The sequence below is a fragment of the Leuconostoc litchii genome, assembly GCF_008107645.1.
GTDB classification, from domain to species: Bacteria; Bacillota; Bacilli; order Lactobacillales; family Lactobacillaceae; genus Leuconostoc; species Leuconostoc litchii.
Map to the genome: position 1 here is coordinate 985781 of NZ_SDGY01000001.1, position 25559 is coordinate 1011339.

At 36.1% G+C, this 25559-nt stretch carries 23 protein-coding genes, 1 tRNA gene and 1 other annotated feature (1 of these 25 cut by a window edge); of the genes, 8 read left to right on the forward strand and 16 right to left on the reverse strand.

From position 1 onward, the window contains the following. Nucleotides 1-92: a binding site (T-box leader), on the reverse strand; it reaches 108 nt to the left of the window's first position. An 11-nt stretch (nucleotides 93-103) separates the two neighbouring features. The 10 genes from ESZ47_RS04830 to ESZ47_RS04875 form a co-directional block, all read right to left on the reverse strand. Next, nucleotides 104-472, reverse strand: coding sequence for a winged helix-turn-helix transcriptional regulator (locus ESZ47_RS04830; protein WP_148605259.1), 369 nt, complete (start codon nucleotides 470-472; stop codon nucleotides 104-106). Nucleotides 473-494: 22 nt separating this feature from the next. Then, nucleotides 495-1424, reverse strand: a complete 930-nt coding sequence (locus tag ESZ47_RS04835) for a phosphoglycerate dehydrogenase (protein ID WP_148605261.1) — start codon at nucleotides 1422-1424, stop codon at nucleotides 495-497. Next, complete coding sequence (locus ESZ47_RS04840; protein ID WP_148605262.1) at nucleotides 1424-1864, reverse strand: nucleoside 2-deoxyribosyltransferase; 441 nt, start codon at nucleotides 1862-1864, stop codon at nucleotides 1424-1426. Before ESZ47_RS04840 ends, ESZ47_RS04835 begins: the two co-directional genes overlap by 1 nt. 17 nt (nucleotides 1865-1881) lie before the next feature. Next, entirely contained in the window at nucleotides 1882-2271 is a 390-nt protein-coding gene (locus ESZ47_RS04845) for a cytidine deaminase (RefSeq protein ID WP_148605264.1), read from the reverse strand. Nucleotides 2272-2372: 101 nt separating this feature from the next. Further along, nucleotides 2373-4166, reverse strand: coding sequence for an oligoendopeptidase F (pepF, locus tag ESZ47_RS04850; RefSeq protein ID WP_148605266.1), 1794 nt, complete (start codon nucleotides 4164-4166; stop codon nucleotides 2373-2375). Between the two features lie 57 nt (nucleotides 4167-4223). Further along, nucleotides 4224-5246, reverse strand: a complete 1023-nt coding sequence (locus tag ESZ47_RS04855) for a competence protein CoiA (protein ID WP_148605268.1) — start codon at nucleotides 5244-5246, stop codon at nucleotides 4224-4226. A gap of 43 nt (nucleotides 5247-5289) precedes the next feature. Further along, the gene (locus ESZ47_RS04860) at nucleotides 5290-6735 is read right to left on the reverse strand and encodes an ABC transporter substrate-binding protein/permease (RefSeq protein WP_148605270.1); all 1446 of its coding nucleotides are present in this window, start codon (nucleotides 6733-6735) and stop codon (nucleotides 5290-5292) included. 68 nt (nucleotides 6736-6803) lie between these two features. Beyond that, on the reverse strand, nucleotides 6804-7556 hold the full coding sequence (locus ESZ47_RS04865) for an amino acid ABC transporter ATP-binding protein (RefSeq protein ID WP_148605272.1): 753 nt from the start codon (nucleotides 7554-7556) through the stop codon (nucleotides 6804-6806). Then, entirely contained in the window at nucleotides 7553-8941 is a 1389-nt protein-coding gene (locus tag ESZ47_RS04870; RefSeq protein ID WP_425280130.1) for an ABC transporter substrate-binding protein/permease, read from the reverse strand. Before ESZ47_RS04870 ends, ESZ47_RS04865 begins: the two co-directional genes overlap by 4 nt. A 299-nt stretch (nucleotides 8942-9240) precedes the next feature. Then, on the reverse strand, nucleotides 9241-10296 hold the full coding sequence (locus ESZ47_RS04875) for a BMP family lipoprotein (protein WP_148605276.1): 1056 nt from the start codon (nucleotides 10294-10296) through the stop codon (nucleotides 9241-9243). A gap of 173 nt (nucleotides 10297-10469) precedes the next feature. Between ESZ47_RS04875 and ESZ47_RS04880 the strand changes: the two genes are divergently transcribed. After that, the gene (locus ESZ47_RS04880) at nucleotides 10470-11453 is read left to right on the forward strand and encodes a sugar transferase (RefSeq protein ID WP_148605277.1); all 984 of its coding nucleotides are present in this window, start codon (nucleotides 10470-10472) and stop codon (nucleotides 11451-11453) included. 78 nt (nucleotides 11454-11531) lie between these two features. Here the strand turns inward: ESZ47_RS04880 and ESZ47_RS04885 are convergent, their stop codons facing one another. The 3 genes from ESZ47_RS04885 to ESZ47_RS04895 form a co-directional block, all read right to left on the reverse strand. Then, nucleotides 11532-11978 (reverse strand): chemotaxis protein, encoded by a 447-nt coding sequence (locus ESZ47_RS04885; RefSeq protein ID WP_148605279.1) that lies wholly within the window; start codon nucleotides 11976-11978, stop codon nucleotides 11532-11534. A 6-nt stretch (nucleotides 11979-11984) separates the two neighbouring features. Beyond that, the gene (locus tag ESZ47_RS04890; protein ID WP_148605280.1) at nucleotides 11985-14648 is read right to left on the reverse strand and encodes a calcium-translocating P-type ATPase, PMCA-type; all 2664 of its coding nucleotides are present in this window, start codon (nucleotides 14646-14648) and stop codon (nucleotides 11985-11987) included. 278 nt (nucleotides 14649-14926) lie between these two features. Beyond that, a complete protein-coding gene (locus tag ESZ47_RS04895; protein ID WP_244307557.1) occupies nucleotides 14927-16768 on the reverse strand; it encodes a DUF2207 domain-containing protein in 1842 nt (613 codons plus the stop codon). A gap of 96 nt (nucleotides 16769-16864) precedes the next feature. Between ESZ47_RS04895 and ESZ47_RS04900 the strand changes: the two genes are divergently transcribed. The 6 genes from ESZ47_RS04900 (at nucleotide 16865) to ESZ47_RS04925 (ending at nucleotide 22830) form a co-directional block, all read left to right on the forward strand. Further along, nucleotides 16865-17524, forward strand: a complete 660-nt coding sequence (locus ESZ47_RS04900) for a YoaK family protein (RefSeq protein WP_148605282.1) — start codon at nucleotides 16865-16867, stop codon at nucleotides 17522-17524. Nucleotides 17525-17963: 439 nt separating this feature from the next. Continuing rightward, entirely contained in the window at nucleotides 17964-18809 is an 846-nt protein-coding gene (locus ESZ47_RS04905) for a MetQ/NlpA family ABC transporter substrate-binding protein (RefSeq protein WP_148605283.1), read from the forward strand. A gap of 25 nt (nucleotides 18810-18834) precedes the next feature. Beyond that, nucleotides 18835-19677, forward strand: coding sequence for a MetQ/NlpA family ABC transporter substrate-binding protein (locus ESZ47_RS04910; protein ID WP_148605285.1), 843 nt, complete (start codon nucleotides 18835-18837; stop codon nucleotides 19675-19677). 47 nt (nucleotides 19678-19724) lie between these two features. Then, nucleotides 19725-21056 carry a M20/M25/M40 family metallo-hydrolase gene (locus ESZ47_RS04915; protein ID WP_148605286.1) on the forward strand — a complete coding sequence of 444 codons (1332 nt, stop codon included), beginning with the start codon at nucleotides 19725-19727 and terminating at the stop codon, nucleotides 21054-21056. Then, nucleotides 21053-22132: a methionine ABC transporter ATP-binding protein gene (locus ESZ47_RS04920; protein WP_148605288.1), complete on the forward strand. Its 1080-nt coding sequence runs from the start codon at nucleotides 21053-21055 to the stop codon at nucleotides 22130-22132. The genes ESZ47_RS04915 and ESZ47_RS04920 overlap by 4 nt, the downstream gene beginning before the upstream one ends. Nucleotides 22133-22134: 2 nt before the next feature. Next, entirely contained in the window at nucleotides 22135-22830 is a 696-nt protein-coding gene (locus tag ESZ47_RS04925; RefSeq protein ID WP_148605290.1) for a methionine ABC transporter permease, read from the forward strand. Between the two features lie 41 nt (nucleotides 22831-22871). On the opposite strand, the gene ESZ47_RS04930 is transcribed toward ESZ47_RS04925, so the two are convergent. From ESZ47_RS04930 to ESZ47_RS04940, 3 genes are all read right to left on the reverse strand, one after another. Then, nucleotides 22872-23570 (reverse strand): GntR family transcriptional regulator, encoded by a 699-nt coding sequence (locus ESZ47_RS04930; protein ID WP_148605292.1) that lies wholly within the window; start codon nucleotides 23568-23570, stop codon nucleotides 22872-22874. Next, the gene (nagA, locus tag ESZ47_RS04935; RefSeq protein ID WP_148605294.1) at nucleotides 23563-24711 is read right to left on the reverse strand and encodes an N-acetylglucosamine-6-phosphate deacetylase; all 1149 of its coding nucleotides are present in this window, start codon (nucleotides 24709-24711) and stop codon (nucleotides 23563-23565) included. Before nagA ends, ESZ47_RS04930 begins: the two co-directional genes overlap by 8 nt. Nucleotides 24712-24850: 139 nt before the next feature. Beyond that, nucleotides 24851-25369 (reverse strand): phosphatidylglycerophosphatase A family protein, encoded by a 519-nt coding sequence (locus ESZ47_RS04940; protein WP_148605296.1) that lies wholly within the window; start codon nucleotides 25367-25369, stop codon nucleotides 24851-24853. Nucleotides 25370-25467: 98 nt separating this feature from the next. Between ESZ47_RS04940 and ESZ47_RS04945 the strand changes: the two genes are divergently transcribed. Continuing rightward, nucleotides 25468-25539 (forward strand) — tRNA-Gln (locus ESZ47_RS04945). Nucleotides 25540-25559: the final 20 nt, after the last annotated feature.

Consider the following 25559-nt stretch of genomic DNA (forward strand, 5'->3'; position numbering starts at 1 on the left):
ACTGAAATTCGTTATGTTTTAACTACGGCCTTCCACTAATCACCGCTCACTGATAGTTTTATCATAACTACTAGGTCATTCACTGTAGTCTACAACAAGTATATCAAATTTTTTTAACACTGTCAGGTTCTGTTAGACCAGCAACATTATTATATTTGTCTGACCATTCATGAATAGCTTTCATCATTGGTCGCATAGCTTTGCCTGCTTCAGTTAATTTATACTCAATCAAATTTGAATCATCATACGTTTCACGAATCACTATATTGGCTGCCTCAAGCTCTTTCAGCCGTTCTACTAAAACTCTATCTGAACATCCTGAAACTGCACGTGATATTTCTAAAAATCTTTTAGCACCACTCACTAACAACGCTTCAATAATCAACCCATTCCATTTGCGCCCCAAAAGTGCAAAGGTACACGTAAAATTTTTGCATAAAGTATTTTCAGTTTCTTTAATCTTGTCAACCATAATTTTCCCCCTCATGATTTGGTTACTTTACTGGGAACATAGCTTGTTTACCCGTTAAAACTCGGACAATATCTTCCGCAGCCGTTAAGGCAACATTATCCATGGCTTCTTGTGAAATCATGGCGACGTGCGGTGTTACAAAAACATTGGGTAAGCGTAATAATGGATTGTCTGCTTTGATGGGCTCTTCTTCAACAACATCTAATCCAGCCCCTGCAATTTCTTCATTATTTAGCGCATCAATCAGGGCTTTCTCGTCTACAAGCGCACCACGTCCAATATTTATCAACACAGCAGTCTTTTTCATTTTTTTAAATACAGAAGCATCAATCATATGTTTTGTCTCAACGGTCGCTGGTAAAGCAGTCACAATAAAATCAGCCTGTTCATATATCTCTGCCAGTGTTGCCATGTGCCCGTTAGCTACCTCATGTTGATGGCGTGCATATGCCAACACACTAACATTGAAACCAGATAACATTCGGTCAATTTCCTTACCAATATGTCCGTACCCTATGATACCAACTGTTTTACCAGTTAATTCTTGTCCTTGATGTTTAGCAAGAAAAATATTATCAGCATTTCCAGTAATAGCTTCGTGTCTTTGATAAAATAGACGACCTGCCATAAATATATGCATCATGGCTGTTTCTGCTACAGCTGTTGCATTAGCCCCAGGTGTATTCGTAACAACAATATCATGTGCATTTGCTGCATCCAAGTCGACATTATCATATCCAACGCCATGACGTGCCACAATTTTTAAATTAGTCATTTTTGACATTAGATTTTCTCCGAAAGGATGCATCATAATCAGAATACCATCAACGTCAGAGTTGCTCAGAAAATCGTCGTCACTCGATTGACTATTTACGATAACTTTATAACCACTATTTTCAAGATAATCAATCGCTTTTATAGAAGTCATATTAGATACTAATACTTTTTTCATTAAAATAATTCTCCTGTAAATGGTAAAGGTGGCGTCTCGTTAAAATCATACATCATCAGATCATCTGCCTTCGTAATATAAGCCGTCAAAGATTCTGATAACATCAAATTGACTGGAAACTGGCGTTCATTCAATACAATGATGGGTTTTTTCTGTACCCAAGCCATCCCCTGTTCAAAAGCCGTTCCGGAATCAGCATCCTCATCTCGATAATCAATTATTGACAAAACAATGTCCGCATTTGTGACATTATTAACATCTCTTTGAAACACCTCAGCTGCCCATGGCGATGTAAACTCTGGATTATCCGTTTTCTGGTGCTGTCGTGGTGAATAATAGTCAGTTACCGTTGGGTTGGCATCAAGAGCTAATTCCACACGTTTGACACGATCAATTTGTTCATCAGAAAAAAATGGTCCGGCAAGATAAATTTGAGACATGATATATCCTTCTTTTTTTAATTTAGTGAATGAAAAGAACCTGGCATTAGTTCAGCAATGTTGGTTTTTATTTCTTTACCTTGTTGATTGATCAACCAAATCGGCATATCTGGTTCAAAAAATTCGACCATTACCTGACGACATGCGCCACAAGGTGCAATTGGCTCATTTGTTTGACCAGCAATAACTAATCCTTTAAAAATTCTATGTCCAGCAGCCACAGCCGTAAATATAGCAGTTCTTTCAGCACAATTTGTTAAGCCAAATGATACATTTTCAATATTGACACCTTTAAATATTTCGTCATTATCAGTAAGTAAAGCAGCACCGACTGGAAAGTGAGAATATGGAGTATACGTATCATTAAGTGCTCGATTAGCAATATCAACAAGTTTTTGAGGGGCCATCGTATTATTTCTCCTAAGTGTTATTTTAGCAAAAAATCAGCCAAAGCGACTGATTAGTTTTTATTTTTAATTGTCTTACGTTAAATTTTAATTTGGCCTTATCATTTTAACATAATTTTTTCAAATTTATTTAGACGCTCCTCAAACACCTTGAAGGCTTCATTCAAGTAATCAGGTTGATTCATATCAACACCCGCCTTTTTGATAATATTCAAAGCATAATCTGAATTTCCAGACTTAAGATAGTTTTTATAAGATTCTGCACCATTATTATTTAATATACGTTCAGCTAACGTGGTAGCTGCTGCCTCACCGGTTGAATATTGGTAAACATAAAAATTATAGTAAAAATGAGGAATTCTAGCCCATTCGTATGCTATTGCTTCATCTGGGAATAAATCAGGACCATAAAACTTTTGATTCAAAGAACCGTAAAAATCACTCATTTCATTAGCGGTTAATGCAACACCAGCAGCACTTTGCTCGTGAATCCATTGTTCAAATTCTGCAAACTGAGTTTGTCGGAAGACAGTTCCTTTAAACCCATCAAGATACTGATTCAAAACATAAGCTTGGAATTTAGGATCATCATTAGTCTTTAATAAATAATCAGTTAATAATCCTTCATTGGTTGTTGAAGCAATTTCTGCTAAGAAAATTGGATAATCACCATAATGATACTCTTGATTATGACGTGTCAAATAGGAATGTACTGAATGTCCCATTTCATGCGCCAATGTATAAACATTATTCAAATTATTTTGCCAATTTAGTAGAATAAAAGGTTTTGTATCATAAGCACCACTTGAGTATGCCCCTGTACGCTTTCCTTTATTTTCAACTACATCAATCCATCGTTCATCAAATGCTTTCTGAACAATATGAGTATAATCTTCTCCAAGTGGCGCCAAAGCGGCCAAAACAATTTGTTGCGCCTTTTCATAAGTCACTTCAAAATTAATTTCATCTACCAGTGGCACATAAAGATCATATGAATGAACATCCTCAACGCCAAGAATTTTTTTACGCAAAGAAACAAAACGGTGTAATAAAGGCAAATTAGCATCCACAGTTTTTGTCAATGTTTCAAAAACTGATTCTGGAATATTATTAGCCATCACAGCAGCTTGTCTCGCTGAATCGTAATGCCGTGTTTTAGCTAAAAAATTATGCCCCTTAACATGTGAAGATAACGTTGAAGCAAAAGTATTTTGCAACCCAATATAGCTATCGTACAGGGTCATAAACGCCTCTTCACGCAACGAACGGTCTTTAGATTCTAATAATAATGAATATAAACCATTGGTCAATGGTACCACTTCACCTGCTTCAGTATGCACATCACCAAAAACAATATCTGAATTATCCAATGCTCCAAATGTTTGCTCTGAAGCATTAAAAACGTCACTTGCACCTGCCAATAAAGCTTCTTGCGCTGCAGGTAATGTGTGAGCCTTACGTGCTTTCAGTACGTCAAAAAAGTGAGCATATTTTTTGAGACCATCGGTCTTTAAATAAGCATCAAGTTTTTCGTCTGATAACGCTAACACTTCTGGCTGAAAGAACGCTGTATTAGCACTCAACTCAGCATATAATCCCTGAACACGTGCATTAAACGCACTATATTTTTGATCGGTCGTATCCTGATCATAAATTTGATGTGCGTACACATACACTTTTTCAAATTGACGTTCAACAGCTAAATCCGCTTCTAATGCTTCTCTAAGTGTATCAGCAGAATCACCAACATGCCCCATGTACTTTGTTAGACCTTGAGAAGCTTTTTGAGTTTCATCAAATGCAGATTCCCATGATTCGTCTGTGGGAAAAATTGATGTTAAATCCCATGTTAAATTTTCTGGAACTTGATTACGAGATAATTGTTTTTCAGACATACGTATTTTACTTGCGGAAAACCGCACCCTCCTTATCATTCAGTACTAATAATTCTATCATATTTTCAATGTCTTTTGTTGTTTCTCATTTTTCCATCTCGGTAACCGTCTCACTAAGATATAATTCCCATGTTGCAAAATATAATTATTAATTTCTAGGTCATGATATAAATCTGCAATTTTTTGCTGCTTAAATTTTTCATTACCCAGTAAGAAAATTGATAATTTTTCACTTAATTGTTGTTTATTCACAATGTTTTGTTGTCCTATTTTTTCCAAAAATAAAACGGCTATCAAACGCCAATGCCAATTGCTTATTTTGAGTCCAAATGTATTTCCTTCATGAATCCATGTTGGCGCATGTATCAAAAGTCGATTATTTTGATACAAATAATCAACTAATCGTGGCTCAATTCGACGCTGCATAATTAAATGCTGCAACTTATATACTTGTTTAGAAAGATTTAAATTTTTTCTTTGCGGTGACAACTCAATGTTAAATAAGGCTTTACTAATATGCTCTGTAAATTTCACTCCAGTAAAATCAGGTTTTGTAAATTGCTGACGATGTACAAAGTGTTTTTTTTCTGGCAAGTAAAAAATTAAAGCATTATCTTTCATAAATTTAATAATACTAGCCTGTGACATCCTGCGTTTAAAATAATTATCTCCTAATATCCAAATAACTTGAATATTTTCCTTTTTATAACCTTCATTTCTTTGATTTAGTTTTTGTTGGGATATAGGACTACATTGGTACTCAATAGCAATTTTTTTATTCTCACATATTAGTAATATATCTGGCCTTTGCTGAATGTTAGGCAAAACTGCTTCAATTTGTATCTGACCATACTGCTGTACATTGTCAGCAATTTCTATTTTACCAACTAAATGTTGTAATGTTTCATTTTCAGTAAATGTCGCGCATGTTGAACCAATGCAGTGTGAAAAATGTTTTTGTTTTATATCGCCGCTCTTTAAAATAACTTTTTCACGGCACCCAGGACAAAAATAGTCTGCTGTTTTATCAGCTTGACTGGCTTGTATATAACGATTTTTAATGTCACACGCAATAATCATAAAAACACCTCTAATTCATGTTACGAATTAAAGGTGTTTTTTCTTACTGCATTTTCTTTTGTATCCCATTACTCAACCAAGTTAATAAAGTAATAATAATCAAATAGATAATTGCTATAATTGCCCATACGCGGAATCCTTGTGAGTTACGCGCCACGATTAAACTTCCTGTTTGTGTCAGTTCTAGAATACCTATCGCTGATAAAATTGATGTATCTTTCAATGTAATAATGAACTGATTAATAAAGCTTGGAACCATTATCTTCAATCCTTGTGGCATGATTATTTTACGCATTGATCGATTATAAGTAAATCCAAGACTTCGTGCAGCCTCCATTTGACCTTTATCGACGGCTTCAAATCCACCTCGCACAAAGGCACCAGTATACGCTCCCTCGTTTAAGATTAACGTAATTAATCCTGCTGTAAATGCTGGAATCTTTGCCCCAATAACACCTGGTAGACCAATATAGATAAAGAATGCTAACACCATCAATGGTAATCCACGGAAGATATAAATTAATGTGGTAGATATTCCTCGAACAACACTATTTTGACTAACACCCATGATACCAAGAATAATACCCCAGACAGAGGCCAAAACAATGCCTAGAATAGTTAACAAAAGTGTCTGCCATAGCCCACGCATAAAGGCGCTATCATTCGCTTTTAAAATACCTAATACCGAATGATTATCCTTTGCTGAACCAGTAAATGTTGATTGCGTTGCACCAAGATACTTCTTGACAATTTTATTATATGTACCGTCTTTTTTAATTGCGGAAAAGCCTTTGTTGAATGATGCTAACAAGGCTTGATTATCACCTTTTTTAACAAAAAATCCATACCAACCAGCGTTACCTGGATGATTAGAATTCATAATTTTAAGTTTCATACCATTTTTAATAGCATATTGAATAACCGGCATATCTTCAAACGTAGCAACCGAGTTGCCTACAACAACATCATTATACATTGTATCCGTATCATTAAAGTATTTAATTTTAAATCCGTACTTACTTTGAAGAGATTTACCGTACTCAGAAGCAGCAGTACCTGTTTTAAGCGCTACCGTTTGTCCTTTTAAATCTGCTAATGATTTAATTTTGCTACCTTTTTTAACGACCCAAGCAACACCGGTTTGGTAGTAAGGTGTTGAAATATCATACACTTCCTTACGTTCATCCGTAATTGCCATACCAGCAATAATACCATCAGCTTGCCCACTAGTAACCATTTGTGCCGCAGCATTGAAGCTCATCGGTTTGAGCGTGTAAGTGAACCCCTCTCGTTTCGCTATTTCCTTTAGAATATCTTGATCAATACCTATATAATCGTTATTTTTATCTTGAAAATCAAAAGGCGGATACGTTGCGTCTGTCGAAATTGTGTAATGAGGTTGTGAAGCATCTACGTGCATTTGTACTACTGAAAGTGATAGTAGTGACATGACTAGACCAACCATAATGATAAAACATTTTTTAAACATTTTTTATCCTCTCAAAAAAAGATGGCCTCTTAGCCATCTTATCTAACTGTTCTTTCAACATAGTGCGATTAAGCATGCATAACTTTTCCTAAGAACTCTTTTAGTCGTGCATTCTTCGGTGCAGCAAATACTTGTTCTGGCTCACCAGATTCTTGAATCTTTCCAGACTCAAAGAATACAACACGATCGGCAACTTGCTTAGCAAAGCCCATTTCATGCGTTACAATGATCATGGTCATACCAGAATCGGCTAGGTCTTTCATAACATCTAAAACATCACCAACCATTTCGGGGTCTAAGGCAGATGTTGGTTCATCAAAGAGCATGATGTCTGGCTCCATAGCCAAGGCACGTGCAATGGCAATACGTTGCTTTTGACCACCAGAAAGAGAGTTAACAGAGACATCGGCCTTTTCAGCCAAACCAACCGTTTCTAATAATTCCCGAGCTTTCTTTTCAGCTTTATCTTTATCCATTTTGCCTAACTCAACAGGCGCCAGCATAATGTTTTCCAAAACTGTATAGTTGTTAAATAAATTAAAATTTTGGAATACCATTCCGATGTTTTCACGGACTTTATTAATATCTGTTTTCTTATCTGAAAGGTCATAACCATCAACAACAATAGTACCATTGTCTGGTGTTTCCAATTGATTTAACATACGCAAAAACGTTGATTTACCTGACCCAGAAGGGCCAATCATTACGACAACTTCGTTCTGCTTAATATCTAAAGAAATATCCCGTAACACATGGTTCGAACCATAAGATTTATTCACCTTATCAACATGTACTTTAACATTTGTTTGTGCTTCACTCATGCACGTGTCCTCTTTTCTACCCAATTACTTAGTAATGTAAGCAATGTAATAACTACCAAATATATCACAGCCACAATTGCCCATACACGGAATCCTTGTGAGTTACGTGAAACAATCAATGTTCCTGTTTGTGTCAGTTCTAGAATACCTATCGCTGATAAGATTGATGTATCTTTCAATGTAATAATGAACTGATTAATAAAGCTTGGAACCATTATCTTCAATCCTTGTGGCATAATTACTTTACGCATTGATCGATTATAAGTAAATCCAAGACTTCGTGCAGCCTCCATTTGACCTTTATCGACGGCTTCAAATCCACCTCGCACAAAGGCACCAGTATACGCTCCCTCGTTTAAGATTAATGTAATTAATCCTGCTGTAAATGCTGGAATCTTTGCCCCAATAACACCTGGTAGACCAATATAGATAAAGAATGCTAACACCATCAATGGTAATCCACGGAAGATATAAATTAATGTGGTAGATATTCCTCGAACAACACTATTTTGACTAACACCCATGATACCAAGAATAATACCCCAGACAGAGGCCAAAACAATGCCTAGAATAGTTAACAAAAGTGTCTGCCATAGCCCACGCATAAAGGCGCTATCATTCGCTTTTAAAATACCAAGTAAGGAAGTATTATCAGATTTCTTACCAGTAAAATCAGAAGCCGGAGCTCCTAAATATTTTTTGATAATTTTATCGTATGTACCATCTTTTTTGATCGAAGCATATCCTTTGTTAAAGGAAGTTAATAGTTGTTTATTTTGTCCTTTTTTAACAGCAAAGCCATACCATCCAGATTCGTAAGGAGAATCGGCATTCATAACTTTCAACTTCGTACCATTTTTAATGCTATATTGAAGTACTGGCAAATCACCAAATGTTGCCTGAGTATTGTCATTAATTACATCGTTATACAAAGTGTCAGAGTCATTAAAATATGTTACTTTAAAGCCATATTTTTTTTGAATTGATAAGGCATAATCAGCTCCAGCAGTACCTGTTTTCAGTGCAACCGTCTTACCTTTTAAGTCGTTTAGTGATTTAATGTTTGAACCTTTTTTTACTGCCCAAGCAATACCTGACTTGTAATAAGGTGTTCCAAAATCAAAGACTGCTTTTCGTTCATCAGTAATCGACATACCGGCAATAATACCGTCAGCCTGACCAGATGTAACTGATTGTGTTGCTGCATTGAAGCTCATTGGTTTCAATGTGTACGTAAATCCTTCACGTTTAGCAATTGTTTTTAGAATTTCTTGATCAATACCAGTATATTGATTGCTGCTATCTTGAAAATCAAAAGGCGGATACGTTGCATCCGTTGTGATGATGTAGTTTGGTTTGGCAGCATCGACTGTCGTAACAGACATCGTTGCAACGACAGCAATCGCCAAAGTTGTGAGAATTATCCATATTTTTTTCATAGTACATTTAGTATAACAAAAAATCGATTCTTTAGGATAGATATTATTAAGTTTTTGCATAAAATGTAACTATCTTTCATCTAAATTGTGATTACTTATGCATGTTTTCAGTAAACGTTGTATACCAAGACAATGTATTTTTATAGTTATTAATCTAAAAAATTATGTTGTTCTTCCGGATTTCACAGACAAAAAAACTAATTTTCGCTATGCTTCCGAGAATTAGTTTTTATTTTTATCTATCATTAAGGATGAACTGGTACTTTGATGTCACCATTGATAATCTTCTTTTCGGCTGTTTTAACAGCTGACCAAACACTATCAGATGCTGAATCTTTTGAAAGACTTACACCTTTTTGCTTCAAACCGTAAGTAATAGTCTTTCCACCTGGGAATTTATCATTTTTGGCTTTGTTAGCCACATCTTCAACTGCGCTGTCAACGCGCTTAACCGCAGACACTAATGTGAAGTTTGATGATTTACCGTCTTTATCTTTATAATCTCCGTCAGACTTTTGATCACGATCAACTCCGATAACCCAAACTTTTTTATCAGCATCAGCAGCCAGTTTTTGATTTTCAGCCTTAGCTTCCGCAAAGACACCATTCCCAGCACCACCAGCGGCTTGGAAAATTATATCCGCACCATTAGCAACCATTGAAGCTGCAATTGTTTTCCCTTTAGCCGCATCTGTGAATGAATCAGTGTATTGCGTAATCACCTTGATGTTACTGTTGGTATCTTTAACACCAGCTTTGAAACCAGCTTCAAAAGTATCGATTGTATCACTATGAATACCACCCACAAAACCAACTGTTTGTGACTTTGTTTGTTTGGCAGCAGCCACTCCTGCTAAATATGATGATTGTTCTGATTTAAAGAGTAGAGAAGCTACATTTTTATTGTTGACAACTGAATCAATAATTGCAAAGTTTGTTTTAGCGTTGGCTTTTGAAACACTTGTAATCGCTGGCGCAGCAGCAAATCCCACACCGTAAACTAACTTATAACCACCTTTAACCGCAGTTTGTAAGTTTGTTTTAATGTCAGAAGTATCTGAACTCAAGAAATAGTTATAGCCACCTTTTCCTTGCTGCAATTTGTTGGCTTTCCCATAAGCTTTCAAGCCTTCCCAAGCGGATTGATTAAAGGAACGGTCGTCAATACCACCACCATCCGTAACCAAAGCAACTGAATAACCTGTACTTTTAGTTGAGGAATTTTGGGTTGCAGCGTAAATACCACCACCAATAACGACCACTGCTGCTATACTAATACCTATTTTTGCTGAACGTTGCATATTTTTTCTCCAAATATTCTTTATATTTCTATTATGCGTTTTTTAAGCAGTTTTTTTCTTAGAATTTGATTAAAAGTATGTTTTATATCCGAATGTTTATATTTTTGTCATTTTATAGTTCGTAATTTACTATAAAACCTCTAAAATAGTTCGGATTTTGATATAATTGTAGTATGACAAACTATATCACGCAGACAATTGAACCGTGGATGCCTCAAGGGGCTCTAAAAGCTAAATCTGATTATGCAAAAATTGCAGCCGACTTTAATTGGCACACAATCCCTCTCGAGCGCTATAATGATAAACGATTTGATGATGTCGTTCGTCAAAAAAAAATTCATTCATGGTTAAGCAAAATAAAACCCGGTGACCATGTAATTCACCAATTTCCGACTTATATGAGTGCTGATTTTGAACATATGTTTTTAAAAACATTAAAAGAAACTAATGTTCATACCACAATATTAATACATGATATTGAGCCACTGCGTTTGATAAAAAATGACCCTTGGGAATTAGGTGTACTAAATAGTTATGATACACTTATCGTACACTCTCAGGCAATGTATGATGAATTAGTACATTTGGGTATTCACACTTCGGCTATTATTCAACCATTTTTTGACTATTTAGGAAGCGTTACAGAAAATGCTTATTTTAGTCACAAAATTAACTTTGCTGGAACGTTTCAAAAATCTCCTTGGTTAAAAGATTACGCTGGACCACAAATTAGTCTTTTTGGTTCAAAACCAAAAAAATGGGCTGGAGTTGAATTTCCAGGAAGTGTTGACTACTGTGGTAACTTTGATCCTGTGAATATTTTAAATGGTTTTCATGATGGCTTTGGTCTACTTTGGGATAGTGATTTTGAAGATAAAACCTACCAAACATATACGAAATTTAATGCACCACACAAAGCAAGCCTTTACTTACGTGCAGGATTACCTTTAATTGCTTGGCATAAAAGTGCAATTGGCCATTTGATTAAAGAATATAATATTGGTTTTGTTATTGATTCTCTAGATCAGATTGAAGAGGTTTTTGAAGTTAGTCAAGTTAAATATGCTACTTGGCAAAAAAATATTACTCCATTAGCTGAACAACTACAAAACGGTTATTTTACACAGCAAACACTTCAAAAACTTGAAAAATTATAATTTTAACGAACAAAAGCGAGAAACTTAAGAATTTAAGTTTCTCGCTTTTGTTAAACTATTATAACGAATTAATCATTTTTAACGACCGGCACCCATCATAATTTTAGAAACATTTGCCTGTATTTTACCAAGGTAAAGTTCCTGATCTTCTTCTGATTTTACGTACAATGCATCATCTACCGTCTGATTAGTGGTATTCAATGCGTCACTCATCATTTTTGTTGCTTCAGCATATGCAGTATAATTTTTCGCCAATGATTTATGCAAGCCTAGTAAACGAATAGGCGCTTGTACATTATTCAAAATTCTTGCATTTTCTTGATATGCAACTACAGCATCTTCAAATTCAGCCTTAATTTCAGAAAATTCTGCTACTGGCATATCCACAATAGCATTATCTTCTTTCGCATCATCTAATTTCGTAAAAAATGGTGCCACACGGTCTGCTGTATCTTGTGTTGTTGTTAAAACTTGTTGCAATGTTTGTACATAAATTTGTGCTTGTTTTGGGTTAAATTTTGCCAATGTTTTTTATCCTTTTTTGAAAATTGATCTTTGTATCAATTTTACCAGTTCCACGATAACAATGATACTCATTCCAGCAACTAATACAATCGCCCATTGATAACCATCTAGATGTGACACATGGAAGAGTGGATTCAAAGCTGGAATAACGACCACAGCGGCCATCACTATAACTGACCCTAACAATGCCCAATTAAACATTTTATTTTGGAAAGCCTGAGGTCCAATCATGGAACCATAAACAGACTTCACGTTAATTGCATTGAACATCTGCATCAATCCAAGCGTCATAAATGCCATTGTCAAAGCATCTTGGTGGGCCAAATGTACCTCTGGATGAACAGGAGCTGCTAAAGCAAAACCATAAACACTTAGCACAATAACAGCTTGCAAAGTTCCTTGCCAAATAATTGCTGGTCCAACACCACCAGACAAGAAACTAGCACCACGACCTCTAGGTTTATTTTTCATAATGCCTTTTTCGGCTGGTTCAATACCTAAAGCAATAGCAGGTAACGTATCAGTTACTAAGTTAATCCATAAAATCATGATTGGCGCTAATATATTCCAACCCAATAATGTCATAACGAAAATTGCGATAACTTCAGCCAAGTTTGAAGCTAGTAAATATTGCAAAGCTTTTTGTATGTTAGCGAAGACCTTACGACCTTCCTCAACAGCATGAACAATTGTGGCAAAGTTATCATCTGCCAATACCATGTCAGAAGCACCCTTCGACACTTCCGTACCTGTGATACCCATTGCAATACCAATATCGGCTGTTTTCAAGGCTGGAGCGTCATTGACCCCATCGCCTGTCATAGCAACAACTTTGCCCTTTTTTTGCCAAGCATTAACAATTTTAACTTTGTGTTCCGGTGCTACACGAGCATAAACATTATATTTTTCAACGTTTTGAGCGAATTCTTCATCACTCATCTCATCTAAATCAGCGCCTGAAATAACAGCTATTTCTTTATCAGCTTCATCTAAAATCCCTAAGCGGATAGCAATAGCAGCAGCTGTATCACGATGATCACCAGTAATCATCATCGGACGAATGCCAGCAGCTTTAGCCTCTGCTACAGCTTGCGCAACTTCTGGGCGTTCTGGATCAATCATCCCAACAAAACCAGTGAAGACTAAATTTTGCTCAACAGTTTCAGTGCTCATATCACTCGGAATTTGACTAACCATCTTGTACGCAAAACCAAGCACACGAAGAGCTTGTGTTGCTAATTCTGAGTTAATCGAAAGCAACTTAGCACGAATTTCATCAGATAGTGATTCAATTTCACCGTTGATTTCAATTTGCGTTGCTCGCTTCAACAATTCATCGGGTGCACCCTTGACAGTTATAATGTATCCATTTGGAGCTGGGTGAACCGTTGACATTAACTTTCGATCTGAGTCAAACGGTATCTCAGCAACACGTGGCATTTCTGTATACAATTTATCTAAATCACGACCATGGTTTTCATTAAAGGCAACTAAGGCTGTTTCTGTTGGATCCCCAATAAAACCTTTTTCTGTACGTTTTGTATCATTATTTAAAGCTAGTATATCAGCTAAACGAGCATAAGTACCTGTTAATTCTGCTGTAGTTGCCGCATCAGAAATTTCAGCATTAACGACTAATTTTTCAACCGTCATCTTATTTTGTGTTAAAGTACCTGTTTTATCAGAACCAATAATATCAGTGGAACCCAATGTTTCTACGGCTGGCAATTTACGTACTAAGGCATGCCGAGAAGCCATGCGAGTCGTTCCCAATGCTAGTGTAATTGTCACAATCGCAGGCAACCCTTCTGGAATTGCAGCAACTGCCAAGGAAATAGAAGTTAACAACATATCAATAATTGTTTCTTTTCCTCTAACTAAACCAACAATAAAAGTTATAACAGCGATACCAAGAATCAAATAAGTTAACACTTGTCCCAATTTGACCAAATTAGCTTGTAACGGTGTTTTGGTCTCGTCGGTTGCTTCTAACATTCCAGCAATATGGCCAATCTCTGTTTCCATACCTATTCCAGTAACAACACCAACACCACGGCCATATGTAACGTTAGTATTCATAAATCCTAGATTTGTACGGTCACCCAAAGGTAAATCAGTTTCTTGCAGTGTTTCTGCGCCCTTATTAATTGGCACAGACTCACCTGTCAATGAAGCTTCTTCAATCTGCAAGGATGCAGATTCAATCAATCGGACATCAGCAGGCACAATATCTCCTGCCTCAAGCCGAACAATATCACCAACTACCAATTCTGTAGATTTAATTGATGTTTCCTTACCATCGCGAATGACGTTAGCATTCGGCGTTGACATTTCTTTGAGCGCATTTATCGCATCTTCAGCTTTAGCTTCCTGAAAAACACCAAAAACTGCGTTAATAATAACAATAGCTAAGATGAAAACAGCATCAACTAACTCACCTGTAAAGGCAGCAACAATGGCAGCTGCCAATAAAATAGCAATCATCAAGTCTTTAAACTGATTGATGAACTTTTGGACTAAATTCGTTGATTTAGCTTCGTTCAATTGGTTAGCACCATTTTGCTCGAGACGTTTACTAGCCTCTGCACTTGAAAGTCCTTTTTTTGCATCCGTCTGCAAATGAGATAACACTTCAGTGCTATCTTGATTATATAGTGGCTTATCTGCCATGTGGGATATCTCCTTATATTTCAAATAAATCTCCAAAGAGTTACTAACAAAAAGAAAAGACTCATGCAAACACAAATAAAGGTGTGTTTACATGAGTCTCACTGTTTAATGCTGAACCGGCGCATTGTACGCGATATAAAACATTACTGTTTTGCTTTGACGATTCAGCCACGATCATTCCGTCAGTTACTCCCTCAGAAATTAACTTATGTCTATAGTATAACAAATTTTTTGAAATAGATGTTAATTTTAGTTGAAAACTATGCGACTCTCTTTATTCAAAAAGCCCCGTCACTTCCTCCTCCAGCACCGCCTGATGAACCATCAAAAAAACTTCCTCCATCACCGTTGCTGTCACTTTCAACATGAAACGCACCATCGTATTGAACATTGTGCACAAGATTTTCAACCCAATTATCTCCGAACAACATAATTGGCAAAAAAATCATAGAATCCTCTGTGACTACACTTTTAGCCCAAATTTTCATCTGTCTAGCAACGTTTTTTGCTTCACCAAATATAATTGCGTAAGCTAAAATTTTATCCCACAATTGAACATCTAAAATAGTTTTATTTTCCAGATGCCCAATATCATGAAGCATTTTGGCAAATCCATCCCACTGCCATTTTTCTTGAAAGCCGTCTGGCACTGTATAAAATTTTGCTGGTTTTAGATTGAAGCTAACAATTATAATCCCAATAATGCCCTGAATAATAACAAGGTACCACATTACCAATATTTGCGTGCTGTAAGCAAAAGAAGCAAGTATAAATGTCGATAGCAAGGTGATAACAATCAGGCTTGCTGTAGCAGTTATTTGTTTGCTTTTTATACTATCTGTTAATGCATGATCAATTATTGCTTTATTTTTTTCCGCCTGCTTAAGTTTTTCCTTAAAAGAGGCGATATTATTTTTGATGCGATTGGAAACAACTGATTCAGGTTGTTTAAAAGCAGAGTGAATAATAGCTCTACGTTTTTTTCCAAAAATCATATTGATAAAATCAATTTCATACGATTGTAAATTTGATTCATCAGTCACCCTGTAACTAATATCATCTTGACGCTGAATATCATTATAAGACATGCTAATTTTTCGACGTGCAATTAAATCAAGCAACGTCGCAATAATTAATTTCGAATCAGAGGTTGTTTTGCCAATTCGTTGACTAATCAAAGCCGGTCCTAAATCATTAGGTATATCAAAAATATGCACAATATTTCCAATAGTGCCACTTTGTTGCTGCGCGTTTCTCAATAGATTATATCGTTTAATAGTTTGAAGTGAGGCGATTATTGCGACTATTGAGAAGACAATAGGCAAAATAATCAATCCTATTATTTTCTTTACTCGCAGTGATTCCCTCTTTTTACGCCATATTGATTGCTCTTGATTTTGAATATACTCCGCACGGTTACCAGACTGTTTATTGGTATTTAACGGTGTTTGACTAGGATCAAAATAACTGTGAATCTCTAATGAATTATTAGCGTCCACATTTTTACTACTAATAGTAACTGTTGCCTTGTTTTTATTGACGTTGACTTGGTCAGCCACATGGCTATGTACCCAAGCTTTTAATATTGTCGCTGGTTTGTTAGGCAACACAAGCTGCAAACCTACATTGCCGATTGGAACGTCTCTAGCACTGATAGGTATCCAATTTATTTCGGCTACATCATGCCAATTGATTACCATATTCTTCAATGTATACCTATAGGACATAGTTAATTGAGAATCTTTTTGAACGGGATAATAAATTTTTTCTTCAACTTCTTGGTTAGTTTTAGTTTCAACATACCCACTACTCTCTCCTTGACGAGGCAACACCATTTTCTTTTCACCATTATTATATTTCGCCTCAATGGCGGTTAACCCACCCCATTGTAATGGATTCATACCAATTCCTTTATCAAGTGACTCTTTAAAATATATACCGTTCATATTTTCATCAAAATGGTAAGTAATCGTTTTAGTTATGTGAGCCGTTCCGTTGGCATCAATTTGTACTACTTCATTCAAATTAGTGATACTATAATTTTTATCTGCAAGAACTGTTGTCCCCGTCCCGCTCAGTATAGCAAACAAAAATGCAAACACTGTTATCTTCAATTTCATCAACTGAATCCCCTCCTGATGGTAGTATTAGTATATCAATTTTCTACTAGTATTCACAAATAAGGCATGTTAAAATAAATATTTTTAGGAGAGATTATGATATTGAAAAATAAAAATCCAATGCAAGAGAGACTGCGTATTGGATTGTTACTCGTTATGAATTCTGGTTTTATTGATTCATATACATTTGAATACCATCACGAGCGTTTTGCCAGCTTGCAAACTGGTAACATCATCCAAGCCGGGTTTCATTTGGCCCAAGGTCATTGGAAGACGACCTTATTTTTTGTTACACCAATCATATTCTTTGTTCTGGGTGCAGCATTTAACACTATTTTGAACCATATATTTCCAAGTAATAAACTTTCTATTCAACAGCACAGCATTTTGATTGAATTTATTGGTATTGCAATTATTGGTGTGTTCAATCCCTATTTATCAAGCACAGCCATTATATCTGCGTTATCTTTTCTATTGGCTATGCAACTCGATTCATTTCCAAAATTACGTGGTCTACCATTTACCAGTGTAATGTCCACTGGCAATTTGCGTAATGTTGGAACCAATTTTGTCAAATATTTTATCAAGCATGACCATATTTTTCTGCACAATGCTTGGGTTTTTTCAATCTTAGTTGTTTTTTTCATGGTTGGTGCCTTTTCATCAGCAATTCTTTCTAGTATCTTTGGAACAGCTTCATTACTAGGTTCAAGTCTAATTATGTTTGCCGTTTTTCTATTATTATTCCGAAATTAAATAAATTATTTGACAATTAATTAGAAAATCGTTATTATAAGCTATAACGATTTTAAAACGAAAACAAATTGAACAGAAAAGTAGCAATTTAATGAAGCTAAGAAAGCTGACGGTTGATGAGAGCCAGCGTGAGTGCGATTGTGAAAATGACCTGTGATTGGTGTATGTGAATCGGTTTACCGTTAAGCATGCAACGACTTGGCCCCCGTTACCGGGCACACCATTCGGCTAGGATCATCTCCCGATGCCTGATGGTTAGTGAGCAAATATTTGGTAACAAATATCTACAACTCAGAATGGTAACACGCTATTTCAGCCGTTTCTGTATCTATGGTACAGAAACGGCTTTTTTGAGCCTAAGATCCCTATTTCAGTGTGTGATCGTTTTAAAATTTGTTTAATAATCTTTGTGTGAGAATATTGAGGAGAGTAATATATTATGAGTAAAAAGACTAAGTGGCTTATCGGTGGTGCTGCAATAATAGTCATTGCAGGAGCTGCTTACGCCAGCTTCGGACAACATTCAGAAACATCATCAAAAACAGTAACTGTTGGTATTATGTCAGGATCTAAACAAGATCAGGCAATTTGGAATACCGTTAAGAAAACAGCTAAAGATAAATATGGCATCACCATTAAATTCAAAGAATTTACAGACTATTCACAACCCAATAAAGCCTTAGCAGCTGGTGACATTGATTTAAATGCTTTCCAACACTATGCTTTCTTGAAGGCATCTAATAAATCAACTGGTAATAAAATTGTTTCCATAGGTGATACAGTCATCTCACCTATTCGACTTTATTCTAAAACTTATACAAAGATTTCTCAGTTCAAAAGTGGCGACACCATTGCTGTACCAAATGATCCATCAAATGAAAGTCGTTCACTCTATGTATTAAAAGCTGCTGGGTTAATTGATTTAAAAAGTGGTTTAACAACTGCTACAGTAAAAGATATCACTAAAAACCCTAAAAATTTAAAAATTAAAGAATTGGCAGCAGATCAAACAGCTCGTACATTGTCAGATATCCAAGGAGCCGTAATTAATGGCACTTATGCTGATTCAGCAAAACTAAACTACAAGGATGCTATTTTCGTTGAACCAATTAACAAAGATTCACATCAATGGGTCAATATTATTGCAGCCAATAGTAAAGATAAAGACAAAAAAATATACAAACAAGTTGTTAAAGCATACCAAACAGATGCAGTTAAAAAGGCCATTAATAAACAATATGATGGTGTCGAGTTAGCTGCATGGGATAAAGATTTTTCAAAATAAGTACGAGAACTAAAGGAGAATTACTATGAGTAAGAAAAAGAACTACATTATTGCTGGAATTGCTGTTGTTGTCATTGCAGGCGCTGCATACTTATCCTTTGGCGGTAATAACAAGGCTGAATCTAAAACTGTTACTATTGGCGTAATGGCAGGATCGAAAGCAGAAGATGAAATTTGGTCATCAGCCATAAAAACAGCCAAAGATAAATATGGCATCACATTAAAAACAAAAAAGTTTACTGATTATTCACAACCTAACAAAGCCTTAGCTGACGGTGATATTGATTTAAATGCTTTCCAAAACTATCCTTTCTTAGAAAATTGGAATAAGACATACAAAACTAATATCGTTTCAATTGGTGATACTTGGACAACACCACTTCGCATATATTCAACATCATACAAGAAAATCTCTGAATTTAAGTCTGGTGACCAAATTTTAGTTGCTAATGATGTTACGAATGAGAACCGTGGTATTCATCTTTTAGCTGAAGCAGGATTAATCAAAATCAAAGATACTAACACGGCAACACCAAAAGATATTACATCAAACCCTAAGAATTTAACAATCACACCAGTTGATGCTTCACAAACTGCCAAATCATTAAATGATTCAAAAGTCGCCGGCGCCGTAGTCAACACTAATTATGCTGTATCGGCTAAGCTAGATGTTGAATCTGCTATCTACGTTGAAGGCTTAAACAAAGAAACAGAGCAATACTTCAACCTTATTGCAGCCAACAAAAAAGATAAAAACAACGAAACATACAAAAAAGTTGTGAAGTCACTGCAAACTGAAAAAACAAAGAAACTCGTTAAAAAGTATTATGGTTCAGCAGAAATCACTGTTTGGGACTATAACAAATAATTAATGCGCTTCGGCGCGTACATAATTTTCTGCGAAAGGACTAAATTATGAGTAGCAATGAAAAATATTTGAATTTACTTCGTGATTTAGTTGCCCTACCAAGTGTTTCGGCAACACATCGCTGTTTACCTGAAACTGCTCAAATTTTGGCCAAAACATTTCGTCAATTAGGTGCTCATGTTACCTATGATGATACCTACTTTGCACCATTTATATTGGCACAATTCAAAAGCAATATTCCGAATGCTCAGACCCTAGTAATCTATAATCATTACGATGTTCAGCCAGCAGAACCATTATCTTTGTGGCAAAGCGATCCTTGGACACTAACACAACGAGATGGCAAATTATACGGTCGAGGCACAGACGATGATAAAGGTAATATCACCGCACGTCTAACAGCTATTGAAGAATATCTAACAGATAGTAATGGTCATCTCCCAGTAAATATCACATTTATCATCGAGGGTTCCGAAGAATCTTCCTCTCAACATTTAGATGAATACTTAAATAAATATAAAAATCAAATAACCGCAGACTTGATTGTTTGGGAGTCTGGTGGTAAAAATATTGATGATGTTGTTGAAATTTTTGGTGGTAATAAAGGCATCGTTACTTTTAATGTCGATGTACAAACCGCACAAACTGATTTACACTCATCCCTAGCAGGTGTTGTTGATTCGGCAGCTTGGCGCTTAACACAAGCATTGGCTACACTATTTGATAACGATGGGCACATTATGGTTCCTGGATTTTACGATGATGTAGCAATACCAAATTCACGAGAAAAAAAACTAGTTGAAAATCTCCCTATTAATAGCCAAACACTAATTCAGCAACACGGACTAACAGCCAAACTCTTAAGTGATAAAACTGGAAATGATTTGAAAGAAACATTATACTTTCAGCCAACTCTGAATATAGAAGGTATTCAAAGTGGTTATTTGGGAGATGGTGTTAAAACAGTTTTGCCTGCAGTTGCCCATGCTAAGCTTGAAGCACGCTTAGTACCTAACATGCTACCAGACAAAACATTACATCAAATCAAACAACATTTCCAAAATGAAGGTTTTTCTGATATTGTGGTAACTAAGACGTTAGGTCAACCTGGTTATCGCAGTGATATGTCCGACCCAGAAATTTCACGTGTAATTAATATTACTGAAAAGTACTATCATCAAAAACCAGTTGTTATGCCAACTTCTCCTGGTACAGGACCAATGTATTATATTCATGAAGCTTTAGACGCCCCAATTGCAAGTTTAGGTGTAGGATATGCTAATACATTAGATCATGCACCAAATGAAAATATCCGATTAACAGATTATAATCAACACATCGCTGTAATCAAAGAACTAATTAGGAGTTATGAAAAATGACAGAATCAATTATCGAACTAAAGAATATCGATGTCACTTTCCATCAAAAAAAACGCACCATAGAAGCTGTGAAAAACGTTTCTATCAACATTGATCGTGGTGATGTTTATGGTATTGTAGGCTACTCAGGTGCTGGAAAATCAACGCTTGTTCGCGTGATTAATTTACTACAAGAACCAACACGCGGATCCATCGTTGTCAATGGCACAACTTTTTTCCAAAGTGATGAACATAGTGGACAAAAAACACGTATCAGTAATAATGATTTGCGTGTACGTCGTCGTAAAATAGGTATGATTTTTCAACATTTTAATCTACTAAATGAGCGAACAGTAACTGAAAACGTAGCATTTGCGCTACAACACAGTCAATTAAAGGATGATGAAAAAAAAGCTAAAGTTGCTGAACTATTGGCTCTTGTTGATTTATCTGATCGAGCAGAACAATATCCTTCCCAACTTTCTGGTGGTCAAAAGCAACGTGTAGCCATTGCTCGTGCACTGGCTAATGATCCAGAAATTTTAATTTCCGATGAAGCAACTTCTGCTTTGGACCCTAAAACAACAAACCAAATTCTGGCTCTACTTAAAAAGCTAAACACCGAGTTTGGCCTAACAATTGTTTTGATTACCCACGAAATGCAGGCGGTGAAAGAAGTTGCCAATAAAGTTGCTGTAATGCAAAATGGTGAAATTATTGAACGTGGTTCTCTACTTGAGATATTTGCACAACCTAAGCAACAATTAACGCGTGAATTTATTGAAACAGCAACAAATATTGATAAAGCTATTGAAACAATTAGTCACGAACCATTGGTTAATAAATTGAAAGATGGTGAAATTTTTGCTCGTTTGTCTTATGTTGGTGAAACCACAGATGAACCATTAATTGCAGGATTATTCCGAGACTTCAATGTCACAGCCAATATTCTTTACGGTAACATTGAGGTTTTGCAAGATACACCTGTTGGTTCCTTACTTGTCATCTTGTCAGGCGACCCAACACAATTGCAAACTGCTTTGAGTACGCTACATGATCATCATGTAGATGTTACAGTTATTAAAGGAGGCAACTAATTATGAGTCAATGGTTTACAAATACATTCCCTAACGTTGTTTATCAAGGCTGGAGTGGCGATACAGGTTGGTGGACTTCTATCGTGCAAACGTTATACATGACTTTCTGGTCAGCTATTTTTGGTGGTATTCTTGGCTTGATTTTTGGGCTTGGGTTAATCCTAACATCCCCAAGAGGTATTACACCCAATAAAACATTATTTTGGATTTTTGATAAAGTAGTCTCTGTTTTCCGTGCAATTCCATTTATTATTTTACTAGCATTTATTGCACCATTTACTAAATTAATTGTTGGCACACAAATTGGTACAACTGCTGCATTAGTACCACTTGCGCTTGGTGTATTTCCATTTTATGCTCGTCAAATACAGGTGGCATTAGCTGAAGTAGACAGTGGGATTGTTGAAGCAGCCCAAGCTATCGGTTCTTCTTTCTGGGACATTGTTTTTGGTGTCTATTTACGAGAAGGTCTTTCTGAAATTATTCGTGTGTCAACAGTGACCTTGATTAGCTTGATTGGTTTAACTGCAATGGCCGGTGCCATTGGCGCTGGTGGTTTAGGTAACATGGCTATCTCATATGGATACAATCGTTTTGCTACTGACACAACTCTAGTCGCAACACTATTAGTCTTAATTCTTGTGCTTGTAGTCCAAGTTACTGGCGATATTCTTGCAAAAAAGTTTAATCATAAATAATAAAAAAACTGTTTGATATATCAAACAGTTTTTTTTATTATTTATCTCGTTAATGTAAATTCAAAACGTTCGCCAACATAGTAAGATCTTACATATTCAAATGGCGTATCATGTTGATCATATGATACCTGACGAACTGATAATATAGGATCACCACGTTTAATTTCCAATAATTCAGCTAACCGTTCATTAGCCAATGTTGCAGTTATGGTCTGTTCAGCATGGCCAGGATAGATGCCCGCAGATGCTAAAGTAGTATAAAGCGATTCTGTTAGAGCAGTACGAGAAAATGAATGAATAAATTTAATAGGTAATGTCGTACGCTCTAACAAAATTGGCTCATCGTCGCCAAGTCGTAATCGTTCCATAACCAACACTTTATCCATATTATCAAGCTTTAAATGCTCAATTTCAGAGGCTGATGGTGAAGTTGTTTTATAGCTCACCGTAATCGTATGTGCAGCTCGTCCAGTAGCCGCCATTAACTCTGTAAAACTAGTAACACCAAGGGCTCGCTCAGAAACTTTTTGTTCAGCAACATAGGTTCCAGAACCGACTTTTCTTTCCAAAATCCCCTCATCGACCAGAGTCTGAACCGCTTGACGTAAGGTCATTCGAGATACATCAAATGCTAAAGCCAACTCTCTTTCAGATGGTAAGCGTTCTTGCGGTTGCCACTCACCAGCTTCAATACGAGACAATATTTGATTGTGAATTTCGATATATCGAGGTTTACCCATTGTTTTCCCGTGCAAAACGACGACCAAATGAATATGTCGCCTCTAAGTGCAATTCCTTGTTAAAAATATTAAAATCAGCATCCTTACCTTCAGATAAGTTGCCTTTTTGTGTTAAACCAAATTCCTTTGCTTGGTTAACTGAACTCATTTGAACCGCATCATTAATGTCGGCACTTGTGAATTTTTGAATGTTAGTAAACGCGTCATCGTAAGCTAATACCGAACCAGCTAAATGGCCATTATCTAAACGAGCTTGTTTATTCTTAACAGTAACTTTTTGACCACCAAGTTCAGATATACCATTTCCTAATCCTTCAGCTCGCATTGAATCAGTTACTAACTCTAATCCATGCGCACCTTTGATACTAAAAGCTAATTGTAACATGTCAGGAACAATATGAAAACCGTCAGCAATTATTTCACCAGTAACAGAGCTCTCTAACATACCATGACCAGTTACACCTGGTTCCCGATGATGCAATGGTCGTTGTGCATTGTATAAATGAGTAATATGTGTGGCCCGTGAGTGTATCAATTGAGCTCTTGTCGCATTTGAGTGACCTATTGACGGAATGATATGGTGTTGCAACATAAACTCTTCAAAATCAGGGATACCACCATTTTCTGGTGCATAAGTCACTAAGCGAATACGTTCACCTGAAAGCTTATACCATCTTTTTAAAAGTTCTGTATCTGGATTAATAATATATTCTTCCGGCTGTGCACCCATAAAAACTTTATTAATAAAAGGTCCTTCTAAATGAATACCTTGAATTACTGGATTAGTTTTCGCAACTTGATCAATTGTTTTTAGAGCTTGTTCGATATTTTCTGGAGATTGAGTAATTGTGGTTGGAAATAGTGACGTAATACCTTCCGTAACCATTTTATTAACCATAATACTCATTTTATCTGGATCCCCATCCATGGTATCCAAGCCATAACCACCATGTTTATGAACATCAATAAAACCCGGCACTATAATTTTATCTGTTGCTTCATCAATCAACTCATCTTCAGATTTTGCTTGAAAGTTATTCATATAGCCAACTTCTTCAATTGTATCTGTAAAACGCATAAAGGCGCTTTCTAAATGTTGATAACCTGTATAAAGATTAATGTTCTTAATTAATTTTGCCATAATGTCTGATGTTATGCAGAAAAAGCGTAACACATTCCTCCTATGTTTACCAAAACAGTGACTGTATCTATGATTACAGTATAATTGGTCTAGACCTATTATGCAAATTTTATACATTAAAAAAAAAAACGCTACAGCGTTATTCTTGATTTGGTAAAATTGTATCGACCATTCCTGTAGCATATTTATGGGCCACTTTAGAAGCAGCAGCTGCTGCTAAAGCGCCTACAATATCATCTGCGAATGTCGTTACTGCCTCAGATGTCTTCCCTTTACGATCGAGTTCACCTACTAAGCCGACTTTCGTTTTGTCAATGTAACCATAATTAGTTACACCAATCGTATCAAATGACATTGCAATTGCTGAACCAATTGTTTCATCAACACCAAAAAGGCCATCATCATTTTCGACTAAATCTTGTAAGGGCGATTCTAACAAATGTGCTTCCGCTAAACGGTCTAATTCTAAACCAACCCATACCTGATGTTGAACTACGCGCTTATGTAAAATGCTTTTAACCGCTTCCTCCACTTGATTCAATGTCAAACCTTCTACGTAAGATTGTTCATTATCAAAAGCTATCTGAGCTATCTCTGGGATAGTGATATGATGAGCAGCTAATTTTGCTACTGTATTTTCGTAAGTTGCATACTGCATAGATTTCCCCCTTGAAGTATTTTAACCAGTATAACGAATTTATTTGTGAATTACCACTTGCAAATTAGGTGAAGGTTCTGTAAAATATATAAAGTAATTGCCCCTTGGCCAAGCGGTAAGGCGGTGGCTTCTGGTGCCACTACGCGCTGGTTCGAATCCAGCAGGGGCAATTAATAAAAAAGGATGACTC